Origin of the sequence: Nonomuraea sp. NBC_00507, from assembly GCF_036013525.1 — a bacterium.
GTDB lineage: Bacteria > Actinomycetota > Actinomycetes > Streptosporangiales > Streptosporangiaceae > Nonomuraea.
The window spans coordinates 1511190-1532831 of the sequence record NZ_CP107853.1 but is presented as its reverse complement, the minus strand read 5'-3'; the positions used below and the strand labels follow the sequence as shown (position 1 = coordinate 1532831).

General features: G+C 66.6%; 21 protein-coding genes. 9 read left to right on the top strand and 12 right to left on the bottom strand.

The genetic code is table 11. The features are described from left to right. The first annotated feature begins 280 nt into the window (after positions 1-280). Positions 281-1096, top strand: coding sequence for a helix-turn-helix domain-containing protein (locus OHA25_RS07825; RefSeq protein ID WP_327586912.1), 816 nt, complete (start codon positions 281-283; stop codon positions 1094-1096). 168 nt (positions 1097-1264) lie between these two features. On the opposite strand, the gene OHA25_RS07820 is transcribed toward OHA25_RS07825, so the two are convergent. Then, on the bottom strand, positions 1265-2494 hold the full coding sequence (locus OHA25_RS07820; protein WP_327586911.1) for an MFS transporter: 1230 nt from the start codon (positions 2492-2494) through the stop codon (positions 1265-1267). Positions 2495-2547: 53 nt separating this feature from the next. Between OHA25_RS07820 and OHA25_RS07815 the strand changes: the two genes are divergently transcribed. From OHA25_RS07815 to OHA25_RS61185, 6 genes are all read left to right on the top strand, one after another. Next, on the top strand, positions 2548-3120 hold the full coding sequence (locus OHA25_RS07815) for a CGNR zinc finger domain-containing protein (protein ID WP_327586910.1): 573 nt from the start codon (positions 2548-2550) through the stop codon (positions 3118-3120). Positions 3121-3719: 599 nt separating this feature from the next. Then, the gene (locus tag OHA25_RS07810; RefSeq protein ID WP_327586909.1) at positions 3720-4082 is read left to right on the top strand and encodes a hypothetical protein; all 363 of its coding nucleotides are present in this window, start codon (positions 3720-3722) and stop codon (positions 4080-4082) included. A gap of 192 nt (positions 4083-4274) precedes the next feature. Beyond that, positions 4275-6104, top strand: a complete 1830-nt coding sequence (locus OHA25_RS07805) for an ABC transporter ATP-binding protein (RefSeq protein WP_327586908.1) — start codon at positions 4275-4277, stop codon at positions 6102-6104. Continuing rightward, positions 6101-7858 (top strand): ABC transporter ATP-binding protein, encoded by a 1758-nt coding sequence (locus OHA25_RS07800; protein WP_327586907.1) that lies wholly within the window; start codon positions 6101-6103, stop codon positions 7856-7858. Before OHA25_RS07805 ends, OHA25_RS07800 begins: the two co-directional genes overlap by 4 nt. A 123-nt stretch (positions 7859-7981) precedes the next feature. Next, a complete protein-coding gene (locus tag OHA25_RS07795; protein ID WP_327586906.1) occupies positions 7982-8416 on the top strand; it encodes a VOC family protein in 435 nt (144 codons plus the stop codon). Continuing rightward, positions 8305-8805: a GNAT family N-acetyltransferase gene (locus tag OHA25_RS61185; RefSeq protein ID WP_442942075.1), complete on the top strand. Its 501-nt coding sequence runs from the start codon at positions 8305-8307 to the stop codon at positions 8803-8805. Before OHA25_RS07795 ends, OHA25_RS61185 begins: the two co-directional genes overlap by 112 nt. Here OHA25_RS61185 and OHA25_RS07790 read toward each other — a convergent pair. The 10 genes from OHA25_RS07790 to OHA25_RS07745 form a co-directional block, all read right to left on the bottom strand. Next, positions 8735-9637 carry an IS3 family transposase gene (locus OHA25_RS07790; RefSeq protein ID WP_327586905.1) on the bottom strand — a complete coding sequence of 301 codons (903 nt, stop codon included), beginning with the start codon at positions 9635-9637 and terminating at the stop codon, positions 8735-8737. The genes OHA25_RS61185 and OHA25_RS07790 overlap by 71 nt on opposite strands. 5 nt (positions 9638-9642) lie before the next feature. After that, positions 9643-10014 carry a transposase gene (locus tag OHA25_RS07785; RefSeq protein ID WP_327586904.1) on the bottom strand — a complete coding sequence of 124 codons (372 nt, stop codon included), beginning with the start codon at positions 10012-10014 and terminating at the stop codon, positions 9643-9645. Positions 10015-10714: 700 nt separating this feature from the next. Further along, positions 10715-11518 carry a phosphatidate cytidylyltransferase gene (locus tag OHA25_RS07780; protein WP_327586903.1) on the bottom strand — a complete coding sequence of 268 codons (804 nt, stop codon included), beginning with the start codon at positions 11516-11518 and terminating at the stop codon, positions 10715-10717. Beyond that, on the bottom strand, positions 11515-13254 hold the full coding sequence (locus tag OHA25_RS07775) for a histidinol-phosphate aminotransferase family protein (RefSeq protein ID WP_327586902.1): 1740 nt from the start codon (positions 13252-13254) through the stop codon (positions 11515-11517). Before OHA25_RS07775 ends, OHA25_RS07780 begins: the two co-directional genes overlap by 4 nt. 353 nt (positions 13255-13607) lie before the next feature. After that, positions 13608-15131: a hypothetical protein gene (locus OHA25_RS07770; protein WP_327586901.1), complete on the bottom strand. Its 1524-nt coding sequence runs from the start codon at positions 15129-15131 to the stop codon at positions 13608-13610. Positions 15132-16043: 912 nt separating this feature from the next. After that, a complete protein-coding gene (locus OHA25_RS07765) occupies positions 16044-17012 on the bottom strand; it encodes a hypothetical protein (RefSeq protein WP_327586900.1) in 969 nt (322 codons plus the stop codon). Positions 17013-17317: 305 nt separating this feature from the next. Continuing rightward, on the bottom strand, positions 17318-17920 hold the full coding sequence (locus OHA25_RS07760) for a PadR family transcriptional regulator (RefSeq protein WP_327586899.1): 603 nt from the start codon (positions 17918-17920) through the stop codon (positions 17318-17320). Positions 17921-17990: 70 nt separating this feature from the next. After that, positions 17991-18650 carry an NAD(P)-dependent oxidoreductase gene (locus tag OHA25_RS07755; RefSeq protein ID WP_327586898.1) on the bottom strand — a complete coding sequence of 220 codons (660 nt, stop codon included), beginning with the start codon at positions 18648-18650 and terminating at the stop codon, positions 17991-17993. Between the two features lie 590 nt (positions 18651-19240). Next, complete coding sequence (locus tag OHA25_RS07750) at positions 19241-19636, bottom strand: hypothetical protein (protein WP_327586897.1); 396 nt, start codon at positions 19634-19636, stop codon at positions 19241-19243. Positions 19637-19696: 60 nt separating this feature from the next. Beyond that, positions 19697-19927 carry a hypothetical protein gene (locus tag OHA25_RS07745; RefSeq protein WP_327586896.1) on the bottom strand — a complete coding sequence of 77 codons (231 nt, stop codon included), beginning with the start codon at positions 19925-19927 and terminating at the stop codon, positions 19697-19699. Positions 19928-20054: 127 nt separating this feature from the next. On the opposite strand from OHA25_RS07745, the gene OHA25_RS07740 reads away from it, so the two are divergent. Together OHA25_RS07740 and OHA25_RS07735 are read left to right on the top strand one after the other, a co-directional pair. Then, on the top strand, positions 20055-20504 hold the full coding sequence (locus tag OHA25_RS07740) for a hypothetical protein (protein WP_327586895.1): 450 nt from the start codon (positions 20055-20057) through the stop codon (positions 20502-20504). Positions 20505-20683: 179 nt separating this feature from the next. Further along, positions 20684-21355: a hypothetical protein gene (locus tag OHA25_RS07735; protein ID WP_327586894.1), complete on the top strand. Its 672-nt coding sequence runs from the start codon at positions 20684-20686 to the stop codon at positions 21353-21355. Here the strand turns inward: OHA25_RS07735 and OHA25_RS07730 are convergent. Continuing rightward, entirely contained in the window at positions 21348-21629 is a 282-nt protein-coding gene (locus OHA25_RS07730) for a hypothetical protein (RefSeq protein ID WP_327586893.1), read from the bottom strand. The genes OHA25_RS07735 and OHA25_RS07730 overlap by 8 nt on opposite strands. Positions 21630-21642: the final 13 nt, after the last annotated feature.

The following is a 21642-nucleotide window of genomic DNA, read 5'->3' as shown; positions in this document are numbered from 1 at the left end:
AGAACGGCGGTCACACCGCGGACGCTCCTGCGCTGGCCACATTCCGGGGCGGAACCCCGCCGGGTGGCCCGGAGGAGTTTCGCCGCCTGGCCACCCGGCGGGCGACGCCGCTTTTGACGGGGCTGGGACAGAAGATGGTAAAGGTGACGCCGCGGGTGATCCTGGTCCCGATGTGGGAAGAGCTCTTCGCGGCGATACTGTCGAAGTATGTACGGAAACTGCCCTGCGGGATCATCCATCGATCTCGTCGACACCGGCATCACCAAGGCCCGTCTTCGCCATGGTTCTGCGCGCTGAGCAGGGCGGCGGCTGGGAGGTCGTCCGGCCGGCCGGCCAGCCCGAATACGACGGCGTGGAGTTGGTGGGCTACCACGACCGTGCCGGGCAAGGCCTGGACATGCGGGTGCTGCCCGAGCCGGGGTTGACGATCGTGCTGGTGCTCGACGGTGAGCTATGGATCGACCCGACGCGACCGGTAGCGGCCGGCATCGTGAGTGGGGTGGGGGTCAACTCGGTGCGGGTGTGCGGCCGGGATGTGGCCTGTGTGGACATCCACCTCTCGCCGCTCGCGGCGTACTCCGTCCTTGACGGGGCAGTCGCCGAGCTGGCCGGCACAGTCGTCAGCTTCGAGGACCTGTGGGGTTCCGAAGCTCGTCGGCTCCGTGCGGCGCTCGCGGGCACCGGCCGATGGGAGGAGCGGTTCGGCGAACTCCGCGCGGCGCTCGCCGACAGGCTGCACACGAACCGTTCCGTCGACCCGGAGGTGGCCTTTGTCTGGCGCGGACTCGTGGCCAGCGGTGGGCGGCGCCGGACAGGTGCCCTCGCGGCCGAGACGGGGTGGAGCCGCAAGCGCCTGTGGTCGCGGTTCACCGCCCAGATCGGGGTGACCCCCAAGAGGGCCGCGATGATCGTGCGCCTCGCCCCCGCGATCGAGGCCATCGTGGCAGGGACGGCGTTCTCCGAGGTCGCGGCGCGCTTCGGGTATGCCGACCAATCTCATCTCACCCGGGACCTGCGCGAACTGGCAGGTTTTACCCCCGCGGCGCTGTATCGCGCATGGCATGAGAGCGACCACGACAGCGGAACATTCGTTTAAGACATCGCCGAGTGAGCCGCGCCAGGGTCGTGGACATGTTCACGACCGATGGCAGATGACCTCATGACCGGGCAGACCGTCGACGACGGTGACCAGCGGGAGGCGGCGCGGGCGCTCAGACACGTGCGCCGTCCCGTCGCCGGCCGCATAGACCTGCGGACCGCCCTCTCATGCAGGTCGGGCGTCCTCTGCCGTGCGTAGATGACGCACCGTGGATAGCAACGCCGGCAGCGGAGCGAGGGCGAGGCCGAGCGTGCCGACCAGCAGGGCGGGGCGTAGGCCGATCAGGTCGCCCAGCAGGCCGCCGGCAAGGGCGCCGAGCGGGAGGACGCCGTACGACAGCGTGCGGTAGGCGGCGTTGGCGCGGCCGACCACTGCGGCGGGGACGGCGACCTGCCGCAGGGTGACCGCTTGCGAGCTAGACACGGCCAGGCCGAAGCCCTCGATGAAGTAGGCGGCGGCCAGCACGATAGGGCTGGACGTGAGGGGGATGGCGATGAGCGGTGTGGACGCGAGGATCATGGTGGCGATGAGGGCGGGGCCGAAGCCCAGCCTGCGAACGAGAGGCTCGGCGGCGAGCGCGCCCAGCACGGCGCCGCCCGCCGCCGTCGAGGCGATGGCGCCGATGACGCCGGCGGAGAGCCGGAGGTCGAGAACGGCATAGAGCACGTACAGGGCCGCGATGAACTGACCGAAGAAGTTGAACGTGGCCGCTTCCAGTGCGACCGGACGGACGTAGCGGTTGCCGAACGTGGCACGTAGCCCTTCGGCGATCTCCTGCCGGAGCCGTCTGCTCCCGCACTGGACCGGTGGCTGCTCGCGGTGCCGTATGCGGAACAGGAAGAGAGCGGAGGCCAGGAAGGAGAGCGCGTCGAAGGCCAGCGCCACCGGCGCGCTGAGCAGTTGGACCAACAGGCCGCCCAGCCCGGGTCCGGCCAGTTGGGCGAGTGAGGCGCTGAACTGCAGGCGGCTGTTGGCCCGCACCAGACTCTGGCTCGGAACGAGTGTGGGCACGTACGCGTGGTAGGCCGTGTCGAACAGCACCGTCAGCGCCCCGCTGATCAGGACGATCAGGTAGAGGCCACCGATCCCCAGCGCTCCGGCCAGCGCCGTTACCGGGATCAGACCGATCATAACCGCTCGCCCGAGATCGGCGCCGAGCAGCAGCGGTCTGCGACGGCTGCGGTCGATCCACACGCCCGCCAGCAGCGTGAGCAGGAGCGCGGGCAGGTAGCCGGCGGCGTTCAGCAAGCCCATCTGGGCGGGACCCGCGTCGAATAGCGAGACGGCGGCCAACGGCAGCGCCACAGTGGTGATCTGGGATCCCACCTGGGAGATGGACTGCGCGGCCCAGAGCGACCGGAAGTCGTGACCTTCTACCCTCTTGAGAAGCAACATAGGGTTAGAGTCGTGGCATCTAACCCCCTGTGTCAACCTTTATAGTTAGAGTCATGCCGTTCATGTTCATCGCAGGTTCGCTCCCGCTCGACTTCACCAACACCGTGAGCTGGCACACCGGGCCGGAGCCATACGATCACCTACAGACGGCTCAGGACCTCGCGGACTGGGCTGGGCAGGCGGCGATCCCGGCGCCCGTTGGCACACCCGACACGCTGGCTGCGGCGCGGGCGCTGCGGGAGGCCCTGTTCTGCACATTCCTGGCCGTCGCGAACGAGAGCTCTCCGGAATCAGGCGACCTGGAGCTCGTCAACGGTCACCTACGGGTCGCTATGGGCCACGCCCAGCTGACCCCCGACCTGGCGTGGGGGTGGGACGACGAAAGCTCTCCCGACGTGGTGCTTTGGACCATCGCGCGGCAGGGCGCCGACCTCCTCGCCTCACCCGATCTGCGGGCGGTATCCGTCTGCCAGGCGGACAACTGCGGCTGGCTCTTCCTAGACCGCCGCCACTTGCGCCGCTGGTGCACCAAGGAGGGCTGCGGCAACCGCGCCAAGGCGGCCAGACACTACCAGCGGGTTAAAGCACGCAGGGAAGCCGGGACCTCATCGCAAGATGACGGATGACGACACGGCCAGACTCGCCACCCAACACCTCGTCCACCGGCGTAGAACGGACAAGAACAAACAGAACTCTCAATCGCATGGTCGGCCCACTGCTGGCGCGTGCCCGTGCTCTGCTCGACGCGCTGCGTGGCGGGCACCGGCCAGCCGACGGACATCGCGCTCTTCCTCTTCGTCGCGCGGATCTCGCGCAACAGCAGATTCGGCATGGCGGAATCCTCCGGCCATGCACGATGCGCCCGCTCAGACCTCCAGTCAGAGGCGATCCCACACGCTTTGAGGAACACGCCTGATCCGGCCACTCCACCTTCCTGCGACGACAAGGCAGGGCGTCAAGATCCTTGGCCCTGCCCTGCCCTACAGCAACGGGCCAACCGAGGGCGTGGTTAACATAAAGATCAAGCTCCTGAAGCGGCAGACGTACGGCAAGGCCGGGTTATCGCTGCTCCCAAAACGGATACTCCTCGCCCAGAAGCACCACAGTTAGTTACCACAGGAATCTTGGCAGAGCCACTCTTCAAGTAACAAGCTCCGCTGAGCAGGGTGGTGGATGGGGGGTCGTCCGGGCGGTCGGCCGATCCGAGTACGACGGTGTGGAGTTGGTGGGCTACCACGACCGTGCCGGGCGGGGCCTGAACATGCGGGTGCTGCCTCAGCCGGGGCTGACGATCGTGCTGGTGCTCGATGGTGAGCTGCGGATTGATCGAACGGGGCCCGTGGCGGCCGGGATCTTGAGTGAGGTGGGGGTCAACTCGGTGCGGGTGCCTGGGCGGGATGTATCCTGTGTGGACATCCATCTCTCGCCGCTGGCGGCGTACTCCGTCCTGGACGGGGCGGTTGCCGGGCTGGCCGGGACTGTGGTCGCGGTTCACGGCCCAGATTGGGGTGACGCCCAAGCGGGCGGCGATGATCGTACGTCTTTCGCCCGCGATCGAGGCCATCATGGCAGGGGCGGCGGCCGCTGACGTCGCGGCGCAGTTTGGGTATGCTGATCAGTCTCATCTCACTCGCGACCTGCGGAACTGGCGGGATGCACCCCTGCGGCGCTGTATCGCGCCTGGCACGAGGGTGGCCACGACAGGGAGGCAGTCAGGGAACATTCCTTCAAGACGCCGCCAGGTGAGCCGCGCCAAGGTCGTAGACATGGTTCACGAGCGATGGCAGATGACCTCATGATCGGGCAGACCCTCGACGACAGTATCGACAGTGTCGTGTCTGCGAGTACGGCCGGCGCGAGCCCGGGCGAGGAGGATTCGCGGGAGGCGGCACGGGCGCTCAGACACGTGCGCCGTCCCGTCGCCGGCCGCGTCCGGCTGGCGTGCGTGCTCAGCGCGCTGGGTGCGTTGGCCGGGCTGGCGCCGTTCGTAGGTTTGGTCGAGCTGGCGGGCGCACTGCTGGCAACACCGCTGGACCGGGACCGGGTGGTCCTGGTGGTGGTGTTGATCATCCTCGGGCTGCTGCTGCGCGGCGGGTTCATGAGTGCGGCGTTGACGATTACACATGTGGCGGATGTGCGGCTGCAGGCGATCCTGCGCCGCCGGATGATCGCCCACCTCGGCAGGGTCCCGCTCGGCTGGTTCGCCCACAACTCTTCCGGACGGTTGCGCAAGACTGCGATGGGCGACGTCGACGCGCTGCACCAGCTGGTGGCCCACCAGGCGGTCGAGATGACTGCGGCGGTCGTAACGCCGCTCGGCGCGCTGACCTACCTCCTGGTCCTGGACTGGCGCCTGGCCCTGCTCGCGGTGGCGACACTCCCGCTGTACGCGGCCGCCTACGCCTGGATGGAGCGCGGCTCCAACGAGGTCATGGCTAAAATCGACGAAAGTAACGCACGGCTAAGCGATGCTGTGGTCGAGTTCATCTCGGGCATCGCGGTGGTGAAAGCCTTCGGCCGGGCCCGCAAGGCGCACTCCGCCTACCGGCAGGCCGCCGCCGAGTACACGGACTTCTTCGCCGCCTGGGTCCGGCCGATGAACCGCATCGAAGCGCTGGCAGGACTGCTGGTGTCCGCACCCGTGATCGGCCTGGTCACCATCGCCGGCGGCGCATGGTTCGTCGATCAGGGCTGGGTCACTCCCGGTGAGGCGCTGGCCGGTGTGCTGCTGGCGTGCGTGATCCCGGTCACGATCGAGCCGCTCGGCTTCGGCGCGCTGAACCAGCGCACGGCCGCGGCCGCCGCGCTGCGCATCCAGCGGCTGCTGGAGGTCGCGCCGCTGCCGGTGCCGACGTCGCCGGGGCGACCGGCAGGCCACCGGGTCGAGTATGACGACGTCCGGTTCGCCTACGGCGCCGATGATCGCCATGACGTCCTGCACGGAGTGAGCTTCACGTGTGAGCCGGGGTCGGTCACGGCGCTGGTGGGACCATCCGGTTCCGGAAAGTCGACGCTGGCCACCCTGCTGCCCCGGTTCCACGATGTGACCGCCGGTGCGATCCGCATCGGCGGCGTCGACGTCCGGCACATCGACCCGGCCGAGCTCTACCGCCACATAGGATTCGTGCTGCAGGACGTGCAGCTGCTGAACGGCTCCATCCGGGACAACGTCGCGCTAGGCCGCCCGGAAGCGACCGATGCCGAAATCCGCAAAGCGTGTCAGGCGGCACTGATCCACGACCGGGTCACCGCTCTCCCGCGCGGCTACGACTCCGTCGTCGGGCAGGACGTCCGCCTCTCCGGCGGGGAAGCACAGCGGGTCAGCATCGCCCGGGCACTGCTCGCCGACACACCCATCCTGGTGCTCGACGAAGCCACCGCCTTCGCCGATCCGGAATCGGAGGCTGCAATTCAGGACGCGCTCTCCCGCCTGGCCAGCGGGCGTACGGTGCTGGTGATCGCGCACCGGCTCTCCACCATCACCGGCGCCGACCGGATCGTCGTCCTCGACCGCGGACGGATTGTCGAGACCGGCACCCACACCGAGTTGCTCACCGCGCGAGGGCAGTACACGCGCATGTGGGCGCCGCACGAGGAGGTTCCGGCATGATCAGCGATCTGCGGCTGTTGCTGGGGCCGTCCAGAGCACACATCCTGACCGGCTACGTGGCCTGGACCGTCGTCTACGGGGTGCTCAGCGGTGTCGCCGCGGCCCTGCTCGTGCCGGTGGTGGAGGACCTCGCCTCCGGTGAACGGGACGCCATCGGTATACACCTGCTGACCCTCGCGGTCGTGACCGTGGCAGCCGGCGTCGTGCGGTACGTGCAGACCATGCGTGGCTCCGCCGCGGCACTGGAGACGATGTCGTCGACGCACCAGCGGCTCGGCGACCACCTAGTGAGCCTCCCTCTCGGATGGTTCGACTCCGACCGCACCGGACGGCTGACCCGCGTGGCCACCGACGGCACCATGATGATCACCGGAATCTTCGCCCATCTGCTGGCGCCTCTGGTCATCGCCGTCGCGGCGCCGACCACCGTGACGATCGCGCTGTTCTGGTACGACTGGCGCCTCGGGATCGCCACTGCGCTGTCCATTCCCGTCCTCGCGTTCGCGTTCCGCTTCGCCGGCGCGAGCCTGGCCCGCGGAGAGGCACGCAACCACGCCGCCGACGTCGAGGCCGGCAGCCGGGTCATCGAGTTCGGCCGGCACCAGCGGGTGCTGCGTGCGTTCGGCCGGAGCATCCACGGCTACCAGCCGCTGGAGGAGGCCATCGAGGAGCAGCAGCGAACCCGCCGCCGCACCCTCGGCCAGGGGGTGGTGGGCCTGACCATGGGCGGGCTCGCAGTGCAGCTCGCGGTGACCGTGCTCATCCTGGTTGTGGTCTGGCTGGCGCTCGATGGAGCCGTCACCCCCGCGGCCGCGGTCGCGCTGGTCGCGCTCGCGTTCCGCTTCGCTGGCCCGCTCGCCGACGTCAGCGAGTACGCCGGCGCCATTCGGATCGCCGGGAACGACCTTCGCCGGCTCACCGACGTGCTCCGGGAACAGGGGATGCCGGAACCGGAGGTTTCCGCGCCGCTGCGCCGGCCGGGACAGCTCGAGCTCGACCACGTCACCTTCGGCTACCTGCCGGAGACGCCGGTCCTACGCGACTTCTCGCTCAATGTGCCGCCCGGCTCGGTGACCGCGCTGGTCGGGCCGTCGGGTTCCGGCAAGACGACCGTCATCCGGCTCATAAGCAGATTCTGGGACGCCCAGCACGGCACCGTACGGGTCGGCGGTGTCGACGTGCGCGACCTGCGCACCGAGGACCTGACCCGCCAGCTCGCTCTGGTCTTCCAGGACGTCTACCTGTTCGACGACACCCTGGAGGCCAACATCCGACTCGGCCGGCCCGAGGCCACCGACACGGAACTGGCCGAAGCTGCCCAGCTCGCGGGGGTGGACGAGATCGTCGCCCGTCTCCCGCGCGGCTGGCACACCCGAGTCGGCGAAGGCGGGATATCCCTGTCCGGTGGCGAGCGCCAACGAGTCTCGATCGCGCGGGCCCTGCTCAAGCGCGCGCCAATCGTGTTGCTGGACGAGGCCACCGCCGCTCTCGACCCGGAAAACGAACGCTACCTGCGGCGCTCCATCCGCCAACTCGCCCAGCACAGCACCATACTGCTCATCGCACACCGGCTGAACAACGTCGTCGACGCCGACCAGATCGTCGTGGTCCACGACGGTCGCGTAGCCGAGACCGGAACGCACCAGTCCCTCCTCGCCGCCGGCGGGGCCTACGCGAGGCTATGGCAGGCGCAGTCGAGCGGGCGAGGCTGGCGCCTGACCGGGGACCTTCATGCGCCGGCAAGCAGAAGTTGAAAGACCTGGAGCACGAGTTAAAGACCCGTCGCGGGGCAGCCCTTTCTCCGTAGTGTCCGAAGACCCCCAGCGTCAACTACGGTCACGGGTTTTGGATGTCGCATGACTGGAAGGATCGATCGTATGGACGCCACAGAGTCAAACCGTTCACAAGCACGTTTGCAGGTCACCTCCATCACGATCGGCACTTCCCAGCCGCATGACCTCGCGCACTTCTACGCCGCATTGCTGGGCTTGACGGTAACCGCTGACGAACCGCCTGTTGCGGGTGACCCTACTCGCGGCGGATGGGCCCAGATCCGCCCTCCATCTCCCGAGGCCGGGCCGGTCCTGAACTTCGAGTACGAACAACAGTTCATCCGGCCGACCTGGCCGAGCGTTGCCGGCGGACAGAATGCCACCCAGCATCTCGACATCGCCGTCGATGACCTTGACGTCGCCGTACAGTGGGCTGTCGATCGCGGCGCCGCCCTCGCCGCGGTGCAACCTCAAGAACACGTCCGAGTCCTCTTCGACCCCGACGGACATCCCTTCTGTCTGTTCGAAAGGACCCCTTGAAGGGTGTGGCCGCCAGCTGCGCCGATCACACTCCGCGGCCCATAGTCAATCGGCTCCACGCTCACACTGCCCGGCAGCTGGCCGTACGCGACGCGAGAGGGGAGTTCGCCGGGCACTTTCAGCGCATGCAGATGGAGCCTCGGCTCGGCCAAGCCATGGTCGGCTACTCGTTGCTGGAGGCCCACCGTGGCAAGGGCCTCGTGACCCGAGCGGTGAACCTGCTCGTGAACTGGGCGTTCGCCAACACCAAGCTGCACCGGGTCATCGCCAGCACCGATGTGGCTAACATGTCAATCCCCTCAAACCGTGGAGACGGTTCTATGCCACAGCGGCCCTCAACAGGCCCGTTGACGCTTGCCGCTTCTCGATCATCTGATGCTCGAATGTGACAGGCGGCAGCCCGTCGTTGGCACTGTGCCTGCGCTTGACGTTGTAGAAGTCTGCGATCCAGGTCGCAATCTTCAGCCGGGCCTCCGCCCGGGTGCGGAAGCGGTGCCGGTATACGAACTCGACCTTCAGCGTGCTGTTGAGCGACTCGGCGGCTCCGTTGTCGAGCGCGCACCCGACCCGGCCCATGGACTGCACCACTTTGTGCTTCCGGCATTCGGCCTGGTAGCGGGCAGCGGTGTACTCCGATCCACGATCCGAGTGGAAGATCACCCCGTCCACGTCACCACCGCGCGTGACCACGGCCATCTGCAGTGAGGCGACCGTCAGCGCCGCGTCATGGTGCTCGGACATGGCGTAGCCGAGCAGCCGGCGGGAGAACAGGTCTTCGACCGAGGCCAAGTACAGCGGCCCCTCATCGGTGCGGATCATCGTGACGTCGCCGACCCACAGCACATCCGCAGCGACCGCGGTGAACTTCCGCCGCACCAGATCCGGCGCGGCCGGCCGCTTGCCCTGACGGGTCAGCGAGCGCGGCTTCTTCGGCCTCCGCCCGGCCAAGCCGAGTTCGGCCATCCGCTTGGCCACGGTGTTCTCCGACAGCTTCCAGCCCTCGGACCTCAGGTCCTGGGTGATGCGCGGCGACCCGTAGGTGCCACCGGAGGCGGCGAAATGCCGGTTGATCTCCTCGTCCAGATGGACGCGCCGCTCTTCCCGAGCTGTTGGCCTGCGGTTCTTCCATTTGTAGAACCACGAGGGCGATACTCCCAGCGCACGGAAGCAGATCGTGTGGGGGACACCAAACTCGGCCCTTTGGGACTCGATGAACTCCACCACAGTTATCGGTTCAGCGAGTCCTTGACCCATAGGACCACGGATCGTTTGAGGACATCACGCTCGTCCTCCAACTCGGCGCGCTCCTTCTCCCAGGCGGCCTTGTCCTTGGCGTGCTGCTTGACCAGCTCGGCTTTCTCCCGCCGCAGTCGCGCCAGTTCCTCCTGCTCGGACTCCTTCAGCTTGCCGCCTCCGTTGCCGTCGCGCCCGACCTGCCCTGTTGAGTGCCGGTCCATCTGCACCCAGTTGTACAGCGTGTACTCGTTGATACCCAGATCCTGCGCTATGTGCGCGACGGGTTTGCCGGTCTCCTTGACGATCCTCACCGCCCCAGCCCGGAACTCCGGATCAAAGCGACGCCTCGTGGTTCCTGCCACGACCAAACCTCTCTTGGTTCGGTCTCCACGCTACGAGGGGAAGCCCAAACACGACCTCGCACCGGGTACTGGAGCGGACGGGCTTCGTGCAAGAGTGCAGGCATTGCGAGCCGCTCCCCTACCGTGATGGCACTCGCGCCGACGACATCAGTTGGCTAATGCTTCGTCCCAAGGACGAGTGAACAGCCTTAGCCCCTGGTGAGCTGGCCTGGATGAATACTCTGCTTCGGGCGGGCAACGGTCCCGAGGCGCTCGGAGTGACTCCGTACGTGTCTGATGGCGCGGCCGCGGGGGCAAGGTGCCGGGGGGAATGCTGGCTGGCTGGGCGCCACGTGGTCGCCGGGGCTGCCAGGAAGCGTGCTGCGAAGATACGCCAGCACGATGATCGCCGCGCGGGAGGCCACTTTCACTACCGGCGAGTCTCGGCCTGCGCAGCGCCATGGCGTTGATGGATGATGGCGGCATCGCCCTGGCCCTGCTGGGGAGACCGCGCGCGGCTGAGCAGCCACATCCCCTTCAGCCGTCCCGTACGGGATCCATGCGGCGCATTCACGCGATGATCGCCGCCATCCTGCCCCGGCTCGGATCGGTCGGCCCCGCACCCAGCCCGAACTCGTCCGCGCCGATGATGCCCACGGATCAACGGCAGCAACGTCGCTCGCGATGCACGGGCTTCTCCTCCAGGTTGTTGCTCAACGCATCAGCCGAGCAACAAGGCCAGGACGAGGGCGAACAGCAGGGAGTCCAGCCGGTCCAGCAGTCCACCGGCGCCTGCCAGCCAGGATGCGGAATCCTTGGCCTGAACGCCTCGCTTGATCACCGACTCCAGGAGGTCCCCCAGGGGAGCGCCGACCGTCACGGCGACGACCGACGGGAGGGTGAACGCGCCCAGCAGGGTCAGCATCACCAGACCGGCAACGGCACCAGCCAGTAGGCCGCTCCAATGCTTGTCCGGTGACAGCGGCGACAACGGTGGCCCGCCCAGGAGCCGGCCGACGAGTGAGGCGGTGATATCGGTGACCGACACTGCGGCGAACAACGCCAGGACGGCCGGACCGAGCAGCACCACGCCGATCAGCGGCGCGAACCACACGACACCGAACACGCCCAGGCACAGCCGTTTCAGTCCAGCGGTCGCGTCCCCGGCTAACAGCGGGACCAAAACGACGGCCAGGAGGGCGGAGGCGAGCACTTGAGGCAACTGCGCGGGGAACAGCCAGGCCGCCAGAGGCATCGCGGTCGTGGCGAGGGTGAGCACCACACGGTCGGGTCGTGGCAGGCCGGTCAGACGACCGTACTCGACGGCGCATCCCACCCCCGCCGTCGCGGCCAGAACGGCCGCACCACCAGGGCCGAGATACAGGGCGACGACCACGACAGGTACGGCCACCGCCCAGGCGCACCACCGCAGGATGTACTCTCGCCGCCGCGACACAGCCACGGCGATCCCGCCGGCGGCCAACATGCCGGCGAGATACGGGATGAGATCACCGACACCGGTCACGGCGTCCGCTGCAGGCCACGTAACGCGTCGGCGACGGTGGCAGCGGTGCGGGCATTGGCCGAGGCGTCGCGTACCGCGATCCTCAGCGTCCTGCCCTCGAACGCCGCTGACAACGGAGACAGGTCGCGCAGAAACACCCCATGGCGCCGACATTGTTCGACCAGGCGGGTGGCGCTGGGACCACCGCGGGGCAGCGTCAGCAGGACGAAGTTCGCCACCGACTCGTGTACCTGCAGGTCCTCATCGATCGTGGCAAGTGATGCCGCCAGCTCGGCGCGCAGCAGCACGGTCTGCGCCCAGCGGGCGGTGTAGTAGTCGGGATCACGCAGGGCGCGCACTGCGGCGATCTGCGCGGGCAGGCTCACCACCCACGGTGCGGTCCAGCGGCGTAGCCCGGCCGCGATCTGCGGTGGCGCGGTAAGGTAGGCCGCTCGCAGGCCCGACAGCGCGTACATCTTCGACAGGGACGTGCACACGACGGTGTTGCCCGAGTTCGCCGCGTAACGCTCCAGCGATTGCCCGAGCCCGCTGTAGCCGACGTAGGCCTCATCGATCCAGAACCGCGTTCCGCCCGGTGCCTGTGTCAGCACTTCGCGTAGCTCGCCTGCGTCGAGGTGCACGCCGGTGGGGTTGTTGGGGTTGACGATGACGACCAGGTCGTAGCGTCCACGCAGGCGGTCGGCGAAGCGGTCCAGGTCGACCCGCCACCCCTGCTCACGACGGAGGCAGAACCGATCGGCACGGCAGCCGATCACCCGCTCAACGACATGGGCATATTCGCCATAGGAGGGGTCAACGAGCAGCACCCGTGAAGAGGTGTCCAGCCAGCTGCCGAACGTGCGGTAGATCAGATCGGAGGATCCCGCGCCGACAGTGACCGCGCCTTGCGGCAGGTTCCGGCGAACCGCGATCTCCTCGATCAACCCAGTCGCCCGCGCGGGCGGCGAGGTCCGTAGGATCCACTCCTGATCATCGGTCAATGCCGCGAGGACGGCAGGAGCAGGGGGGAACCAAGCGTCGAGCACGTCGGCGGGCACAATGTCGCGGTGCGCTGTCAGGGTGTCGAATCGGCGCCCCAGGGCCTCGATGGAAGCGCCGCCGTGGTCGCAGGACTCCATCTCGGGCCAGAAGGGCACCTCTAACTCCCAGCGCAGCCTCGGCCGTACATCACGCAGCAGTGGGCCGTACTTGCGCAGTGTCCGGTCGGTTAGATCGGCGACCTCACCGGTCAGGAGCTCGAAGTCGACAGCGCCGGAACACACGGGCACCCCGGTGGAGGTCAGCCCCAGGGCCAGGTACATCGGAAGGAGTTCGACACGGCCCAAGGCCACGATGGTCCGACCGCCCTGCGCCATCACCCACCGCAGCGCCGCGTACATCAAGAGCTTGCCGGTCATCACACCTCGTCGACTCGGATCGACGGTCAGGATGCGGATCTCGAACAGGCCACTCTCGTCCTCGCGCAGCGTCGGGTGCTCCTGCCGGTGCAGATATTTGTCGATCGAATAGCGGCTTGCCCAGGCAGGCGTGATGCTGATGAATCCGACAGGCCGGTCCTGGTCGGCTGCCACGATGTAGACGTTGTCCTTGTCGAGGTCGTCGGTGAGCCATCCAGCCGCATTGGGCGCGTGCTGGCCGAGCTCCGGCGCGTACACCTCATGCCGTAGGCGGTAGATCCATTCATGGTCGGCATGCGATGCCAACCGCAGTACCAGTCCATCGGTAACCGCGGTCATGATCTCACCTCTCTCAACTCTCCCAAATGATGATCATGCAAATCTTTGGGTGTCGCGGATCTTGGGTGCGGCTGCTGGAAATACGCCATGTCCCGCGGTCTCTGTCCATCGACGCCGCGCGGTGACAGGGGGCTCCACACGCGGCTTCGAACTTGGTCCGATACCTCGGCAGAGATGGCCAAGCATCCGCCATGGCATGATCACAAGGCGTCCGCGTCTGAACTAGCAGAGCCGCCGATCAAGACCGGTGATCTGTCGCGACACCGGCGCGTCGCGTCAGAGAGGCCACCGCTCCATCCAGCACGAGAGAATCGAGACTGCTCTCGGTGCTGAGCCCTTCTTCCTTTGGCGGCTCAGTGGGCGGTGAGGCAGCCGCGTCCTTGGCTGTCGGTGAAGCTCACCTTGGTCCATCCAGGTTGATAGTCACCGTCGTCGGCATGGCCGTCGGCGTCCACACCGAAGTTGACATGCGGGCACCGGCCGATCGGCTCCACCGAAAGCCGTAGATCATTGCCTTGCACGGTGCCGCGGTGCATGCCGGTGACGGCGATCCCAGTACCCACGACCGCTGTCAACCCGTTCGTGGAGTTGTCGCGTACGGCTGCGCCGGTGCCCGCGTCCGAGAGGACGCCGAACCAGGACCGGCTGCCCACGACCAGACCAATCTCCACGTGCGCGTCGGGTCCGGTCCAGAACGAATTCGCGCTCATCGAGGCGCCGGTGAAATCGTGCGTCGTGTTCTGGCTGTGGAGGCCATCGAAAGCGATGGCACCATAGGCGGAGTTGCCGGCGTTCAGCACCATGTTGGCGCGGATAGAGGAGCGCTGCACCGCGGGACTCGACCGATACACCACGATCCCCACGTCGGTGGCGTCGATAATGCGATTGCCTTCGATAGTGGCGTTCTCGCAGGCCACCGAGAGACCATCGGTCAAACGCCCGCCATAGTGGTCGGAGGAGTAGGCGGTCACCAGATTGTCGCTGATCATCGTGCTCTGGCAGGGAAAATTCTCATAGCTGCCGAAGGCTTCCAGGCTGGTCCAGCCGAGGCTGTTGGAGATCTTGGACCTGCTCACCTGTGTCCCGTTGCCGCCCATGACCTGGACATTGGTCGCTTTCCCTACATAGTTCGTCGGGGCACCGCGCTGGCCGTCCACCCAGACATTCAGCAGCCGTCCCCCTCCCTGGACTCGGACCATCGGCGCACTGAAACTGCCCGCACGCACCAGCCGGGCCTGCCGCGCGTATTGGTGCACCGGCGGGGCTCCGGTCGTGACGAGTGTCCGACCTGGTGGGATGACCAGCGTTTCCTGGAGTCGTACCACGGCCTTTTGCGCCAGGTAAACGGTGCTGTTGTCGGGAGCGGCGTCCAACAAGCTCTGCAACGCCTGTCCGGTGCCTCCAGCGAATCCCGTCCCCACCGCGGTGAGAGTGGGAGCCGGCACCGTGCCGTAATGGTAGGTGGCAGAGCCGCAGATCGTCTTCGCCACGGAGCCCAACTCGTCGCCGGCAGCGAAGCTTTCCACCGTCTGGGACCAGTTGCGCTTATCGGTCATGAGCAGGCCGACGTGGTGATCAAAGCCATTCTGATCGGGTTCGCGGTTGAGCGCGCCGCGGTAGAGGGTCAAGACCCTGGATTGAGCGTCGTACGGCAACTGCACGAATTCCGACGAGGTGTAAAAGGCGCGCACCCGCTCTCTGATGCGCTCGGTCGAGCAACCGTGAGCCGAGAAGTCCGCCACCATGGCGGCCCACCCGCCCGCGTCAGGCATCCGGCCCAGCGCCTCGCTGTACATTTTGGCGATGAACTGCGCCGGCACCCGCCCCGCCGCAGCAGCAGGCAGCGGCGCAGAGGCCACGACCGTGCTGCCGACCATTAGCGCTACCGCCACTATGAACGCGCAAGTCGTCCTTCGCCCCCGCGAGCCCATCCACCTAAACATCCACCGCACATCCTTCTCGGACACTGCTTGCCATAAGCCTCAATCGGTCAGCGCTTAGACCGGCTTATTTCGTTCGAAAATCAGGTCTGTGGCGAAGCGCCACCGCGGGTAGTCAAAAGACCGAACCGGCACTCATGGAACTCCGATTCGGATCTGTCGGAAAACGCGGGCCAGCCCTCCGTTACCTTGTGCAGTGGGGGTTGCACGCTCGACGGGCTGGACGGCTGACCCGCGCAGGACCAGAGCCTGACAGGCTCCACTGTCGTTTCGCTGTCGCACTCCTGGCGCGATGCAGGGACCGCACTCGAGACCTGGCCGGTCGATGCGCCGCGCGGACCAGCCGCAGCGAGGTGTCCTTGGCCACGCATAATCCAACGCGGGCCGCCAGCCGGGCACTGCCCGCGCCACCATCGCCGCCGCGACTCCACGGAGGGCCCGGAGGTCCCCCACATCCGCGAACTCGCCGACCTCAACCAGCCTGGACGGCGAGCCCATCCCGCCCCGGAAACACCTCATGGGCATGCGACGATGCAAGACCCTCATCGTTTGCCGTGAGCGTCCACAACCGAGAAACAGCCGACGCGTCTACCCGCCGATCCGCACCAGTCCCAACCCTCACTCGAAGGGAGACCGCGTCGACTCCTACCACCGACCCTGCTGAGCTGCGCGAAGCGCTGGTCAACGGCCTCATCAACGGCGGACACCTGCGCACCCCCGCCGTCATCGCCGCCTTCCGAGAAACCAAGCTGCAAGCGCCATCGCTGATCGGTAACGATCATCATCGGGGACGCGGCGGCCAGTCCGCCTGGTGGCCAGGTCTTCGTGCTGTCTTGCTGTGGTCGATCCCTACCGGCACTCGCTGGCGCCGGTAGCGTCCCCCTTCGCGTGTGCATATCTGGCGGCCATGGTGCGGAAGACTTCCTTGGGCGTCCACCGGGTCTCGTCGAGCATCCTCACAACGCCATAGGAGCTGAGATCCTGCTCCCCTTGCAGCGCGAAGCCCGCGAAAGTGAACCACAACGCGGTATCCACACCCTCCTCGTGGAAGAGGTCAAGCAGTTCGGTGAAGTAACGCACCTGCTCGCCCTCGTCGCGGGCGGCCCCCGCTGGGGGCTGCCACGCCATGGCACCGCGTTCGCCCGCGCCGGTGTAGGCGCAGGTGCCGAACTCGGTTACGGCGACCGGCTTGCCGTGCCTGAAGTGCTCGCGTAGTTCCTCGCGGAACCCATGGGCGTTGTACGCGGCACGGTAGGCGCCCACCCCTACCAGGTCGAACGGCGTCCAGTCGATCACCTCCCACTGGCCGGAGGCATAGGTGATGCGTCCCCCGAAACGCTTCCTGACGGTCTCGACCACCTCGCCCAGCCAGGCGTTGAACCGCTGCATGATCGGACCGATCGACTCCCAGAACTCCACACCACCGCTCATGGCATGGAATCGATCCAGAAATGTCTCGCCCGGTAGGTAGCCACCGCAGTAGGCGCTCATCTCGCAGCCGGCGACGAGGATCACCTCAGCCCCGCTCCTCCGCAACGCTTCGGCCCGCTCGGCGGACTCGATCAGGCAGCCCATGGTCTCCTCGGGCGTCAGGTCTACGGGGAACGGCGAGAACCAGACGCCCAGACCGACGGCGGCCGCCTGCTCGGCCGCCACGCTCAGCCGCACAGGGTTGCTGCCCGAAACGCGTACCACGGTGCAGTGCAGGTCATCGGCCATCGCGCGCATGTCACGCTTGACGGTCTCGACGTCGAACGTTTTGCGTGTCTGCTGCGGTCCCGGCAAGAACCCGGTGTCATAGTTGATCCCGTAATTCATGAATCTCCCTTTCTTCGGTGTGGGCTGCCTGTGTTCACAGGGCGAAGCGAGATACAGCTCTCGGCTGGAGCAAGAGGTTCGCTGCCGAAACGGCAGGAAAACGAGAAAGGCTCTACAGGTGCAAGGAGTCGGCGGCTGCGAAGGGGTGGTGGCCGCTCGCCCTTCGCCGTGTCCGCCCTTGATGGCGAAAGCGATCGGCGTGCCGAGGGGAGTTTGCGGCTGTGGTGCCCGCGATTACGCCTCAGGGAGAGCAGCGAGCAGACCGGTGATTCCGGTGCTCGTGGGAGCGCACCGCTGACGTTCGGTCACGGTTGGTCGAGCACCTGTGAGAGTAGGCCCTGATTACCGGTATCGCTCCAGTCGAGTTTCTTCGATTCCAGGCGCACGATCAGACCACGAACCCATTCCAGGTCTGCCTGATTCATCGATCGCTCGTAGTCCACCTCGATCATCAAAATCTCGGGCAGGCCGTTTTCCTTCAGGGCACGCAGATGAGCGTCCATCCCGGCCAGTTGCCCCTCGATCGCCGCCGCCCTGGTTCGCAGGGCGGCCAGCGCGTCGGACATCGGCAAGGCGCCGATGAGAGAGATGGCCGCAGTGAAGGTACGGCGGTCGGGGTGAGGAGTTTCCAGGAGCGCGCGGAGCCGCGTCGACAGTTCCTTACGCCCCTCGTCAGTGATCTCGTAAACCGTTCGCTCCGGCCGGCGCCCCTCCCTCGTGGTTTCTACCGGGACGATCAGGTCCTCGCCAGCGAGCTTCTCGACCGCGTGATACAGGCTCCTGGGCAAACCCGTCACATAATCCTTGTGCGTGTCGACGATGAAACGATGGAGCTCGTACGGATGGGCGGCACGCACCGTGAGCATGGCCAGCACGGTCAAACCAGCCAGATCAGGACGTCGCGCCACGAAAACCTCCTCCATAGTGCGGCTCGCACTATATCGGAAGGATCACACGACCGACCCGCCGGCCGAACCCTCACCCCGAATCGTCGACGTCCACCGTCGAACCTCTGAGGGTACGCCGAGCGGGGGACACCTTCCCCTTCGGCCCGCAGATTCCCAGCGCCTTGCCGATCAGCTCGGAGTCCTCGACGACGTCGAGCAGCGTCATCGCGTAGTCGGCGCGGGACAGTTGCATCGCGCCGCCTGTCGCGTTGTCCTCGAAGTCGACGTGCACCCGCCCGGCCGCCGGCTTGTCGGTGAGCATGGTGGCGCGGGCGATAGTCCAGTCCAGGCCGCTGACCTGTAGCATGCCTTCGGCCCGAGCGAGGTCCACGTACGCCTGCCGGAAGAACAGCCATGCCAGCGTCACCGCGAGACGAGGGCGGGTGGCGGGCACCGACCGACTGCTGGTCATCACCAATCGCGACACCCCGGCTTCCGGCATAGCCGTGATGAGGTTGTCCGCGATGCGACTGCCCCCGACGGCGGCGATCACCGCGTCCTGGCCAGACACGGCTGTGCGCACCGCCTCCAGATCATGCGCGTCACCTTGCTGCACGCCGGCCAGTTTCGGCATGTGAGGCAGGAGTTCCGGGCGGCGGGCGAAGGCTGTGATCTCATGCCCGCGCTCGATGCCCTGCGCCAACACGTGCCTGCCGGTGCGACCGGTCGAACCGATTAACAAGATCCTCATTTATTGCCTCCTCCTATATTGCATTACGCACTATAGCAGCAAGCAACTCTCCGATGCATCGGGAGCAGAAAGAGCCGGGGCAGTCCAGACGCCCCAAGGTCGTCAGAGCACAGCGGCGCGCCTGTCGAAAACCTCATCCACGCAGTTCAAGATGCATGTGAGTACTCGTGGAGGATCCAGCTGAGTCGGTCTCGCCACCCTCCCTGTCAAAATGGACATAGGCAACAAATAGGCATGAAACTCTGTGCTGACGGTGGGGAAGGAGACATCCCTTCGTGGGAGCAGACAAGCCGGATCCGGAGGTCCCTGATCCTCAGGTGCGTGAACGTGGGCGTCCGCGTTCCTACTCCGCCGCCTACAAGGCCCGGATCCTGGAGGAGTACGACCGCCTGGACAAGGCGGGTAAGGGCGCGCTGCTACGTGGAACCGGGAGGTCATGCATCGAGGGTTCAGGGCCCGTCGGTCCAGATGTACCAAGGGCCCCTGAAGTGTTCATACACTCCCTCTTCTGGGCCCGGTACCCGATCCGGGGCGTAGGCGAAGCCGTAGCTCTTCCAATTCATGGTGAGCGAGGTGACCATGAACCTCGCTCACCCGGGGATCTTCTCCACGTCGTCCACCCAATACAGGCCCCACCACCGACGGCTGTCATAGTCATCGCGCACCGACCGGGCGTAGCGCTCCAGGCTCGGCTCCGACAGGGCGAAGCGCGCGTGAAGGGGCGCGTCGAGTTTGACCAGCAGCACGGCGCCCAGCGCCAGTGCGACTGGGACGAACATCCAGGGCTTCCACGCCCGCCGGCGCTCGCCAGGGCCCAACATCCGTACGAACCAGGCCATGGCGATGGCGAGCACCAGCCAGTACAGCGCCAGTGCCAATGCCCAGTAGGACAGGCCGGGAGTGCTCGCCTCGATGAGCGTCAGGAGCGAAGCGAGTCCGGTGGCCGCGGTGAAGAGCAGGGCGAGGGGGTTGCGAGTCAGGCGCATGGAGGGATCTTGCCCGATGCCAGGACCAAGCGCATCAGCCCCACTATCAGTGCCGGGAAGCTAACCCGCGGACCACTCGGAGCCCGTTCTTGAGTAGGGCTGATCAGGTGCGGTCGGAGTGGCGCGGGCAGGTTGCAGGAGCTCCACGAGCAGGTGGCGACGGCCGAGCAGGACGTCGAGCACTTTCGCATCACTCGCGAGACGCTGGGGATGCCGGCGGGCCAGGACGAGCAGAGCGCGCCAGGGCCAGTCGATGCCGGCCAGCGGGTCGCGAGTAGGTCTGGGTTTCACAATCACATCGGTGGCCGTTCCACTCCAACGTCAGCTGGTAAGGATCTTTGGTGCGCTTGTGACTGCCAGTGCTTTGCCGTTTACAGTGTGGAGTTGTTGGACTGCATGGCGTGAATGCGGCAATGGGATGTGGCTGCTCCTCTTCTGGGAGGCGATGGTGGCGTCACTGTTGGAACGCGTGGCCCAGGCCGAGACGGCCGCATTGCAGCAGGTGGATGACCTGCGGGCGCAGTTGGCTGTGGTCGAGGAACGGCTGCGGCGACGGGCCATCACCCGCGAGACCCTGACAGAGTTCACCGTCGATCACCGCGATGAAACCGCCGTCGTCGAGAAAGAACAGGCCGACCTCACCCGCGGCGATTGCGAGGCAGAGCCGTCGTCGCCACTGCCGGCGTTGCATGGATTCCGGCAGCAGGTGGTGACGTTGCTGGCGACGGCGAATGAGCCGATGCGGGCGCGGGAGATCGTGCAGGCGATCGGCAAGCCGGACACCCGCTCCCAGGTGGAGGGGGTGCGGTCGCGGTTGCAGCGGCTGGTGACTGATGGGTGGCTGTGCCGGGAAGCCGATGGGCTTTAGGCGATCGCCGCCGGTATCAACGGCTACGCACCGGACCGGGGAGGCCGATTGATCGCCCATGCCTGATCACGGCCATGCCGTGCATGAGCAGGGTGCCGCCGAGGTCTGGAAAACGGGCACGGCCGCTTCTGAGGGGGCCGGGGCGCGGTAACGCGCTCCGGCTACCCGACGAGATCTACTTGTCCATCGTGCAGCCCAAGGTCGTCACACCCAACGACTTCACCAGTCTTGACCAGGTCGAAGACCGGCTAATCGCCTTCGAGCGTCGTTACAACGAGACTGCCCGGCCCTTCCGATGGAAATTCACCCCGGCCGACCTCGAGGACCTACTGGCCCGTATCGAGCGACACGAGCAGAAAGAGCGCAACTCCCAGCAGCCCATCGACTGCGAGCATCAGCCTGCCGGACTGCCCCAGCCGCGTAATCCCCGTGAGGTTTACGGAGACGACCACTTAGGTGGAGCACTTCGAGTCGCTGGCGCCGACCTCACCCTCAGCGAACAGGCGCCGCCTGGGCCTCCGATCACGCCGGGTTGCACGCGTCCCGGGCGCGGGACGACACGAAGTCCGGCCAGCCCGGCCCCCTCTACAGGTCAGGGCTTCGGCGTGGTGGCGTTAAAGGATGTGATGTCCGGTTCGCGGGCGGTCCATCTTCAGCCCAGCGCCCAGGACGCGCCGATGCTCTCTCCCGAGATGGGCGAGGACGACCCACATCAGGCTATACCAGCGGCACCCGGCGGTGGCGTTGGCCACCCCTGCGGCTCGACGAACAGCGGCGCACAAGAGCAGATCAAGGCCTGTCGCCTACGCGGTAAGGGATCTCCAGAGCCGGGCGGCCGGGGAGTCATCTGAAGAGGGCGAGGTCCTCAACATAAATGAGAGTTCCCGCCGAGACGAACCATACGATCACGGCCACCGAGAAGGCCAACGCTTGGGCCACGAGCAGTCTGCCGACGATTCCCGTTCGGGAGAACGAGCAGTGATAGGCGAAGAGCAGGGCGGCAATGGGAGGCAGGACGAGTGCCGCCTGCAGGAAGTTGATGTGCAATCCCCCAGCACAGGTGTTACCACCGCACATCCCGGCCCAGCCGATTTCGATGAGACCGAAGAACATGAGCACGAACATGACGAGAGCACCC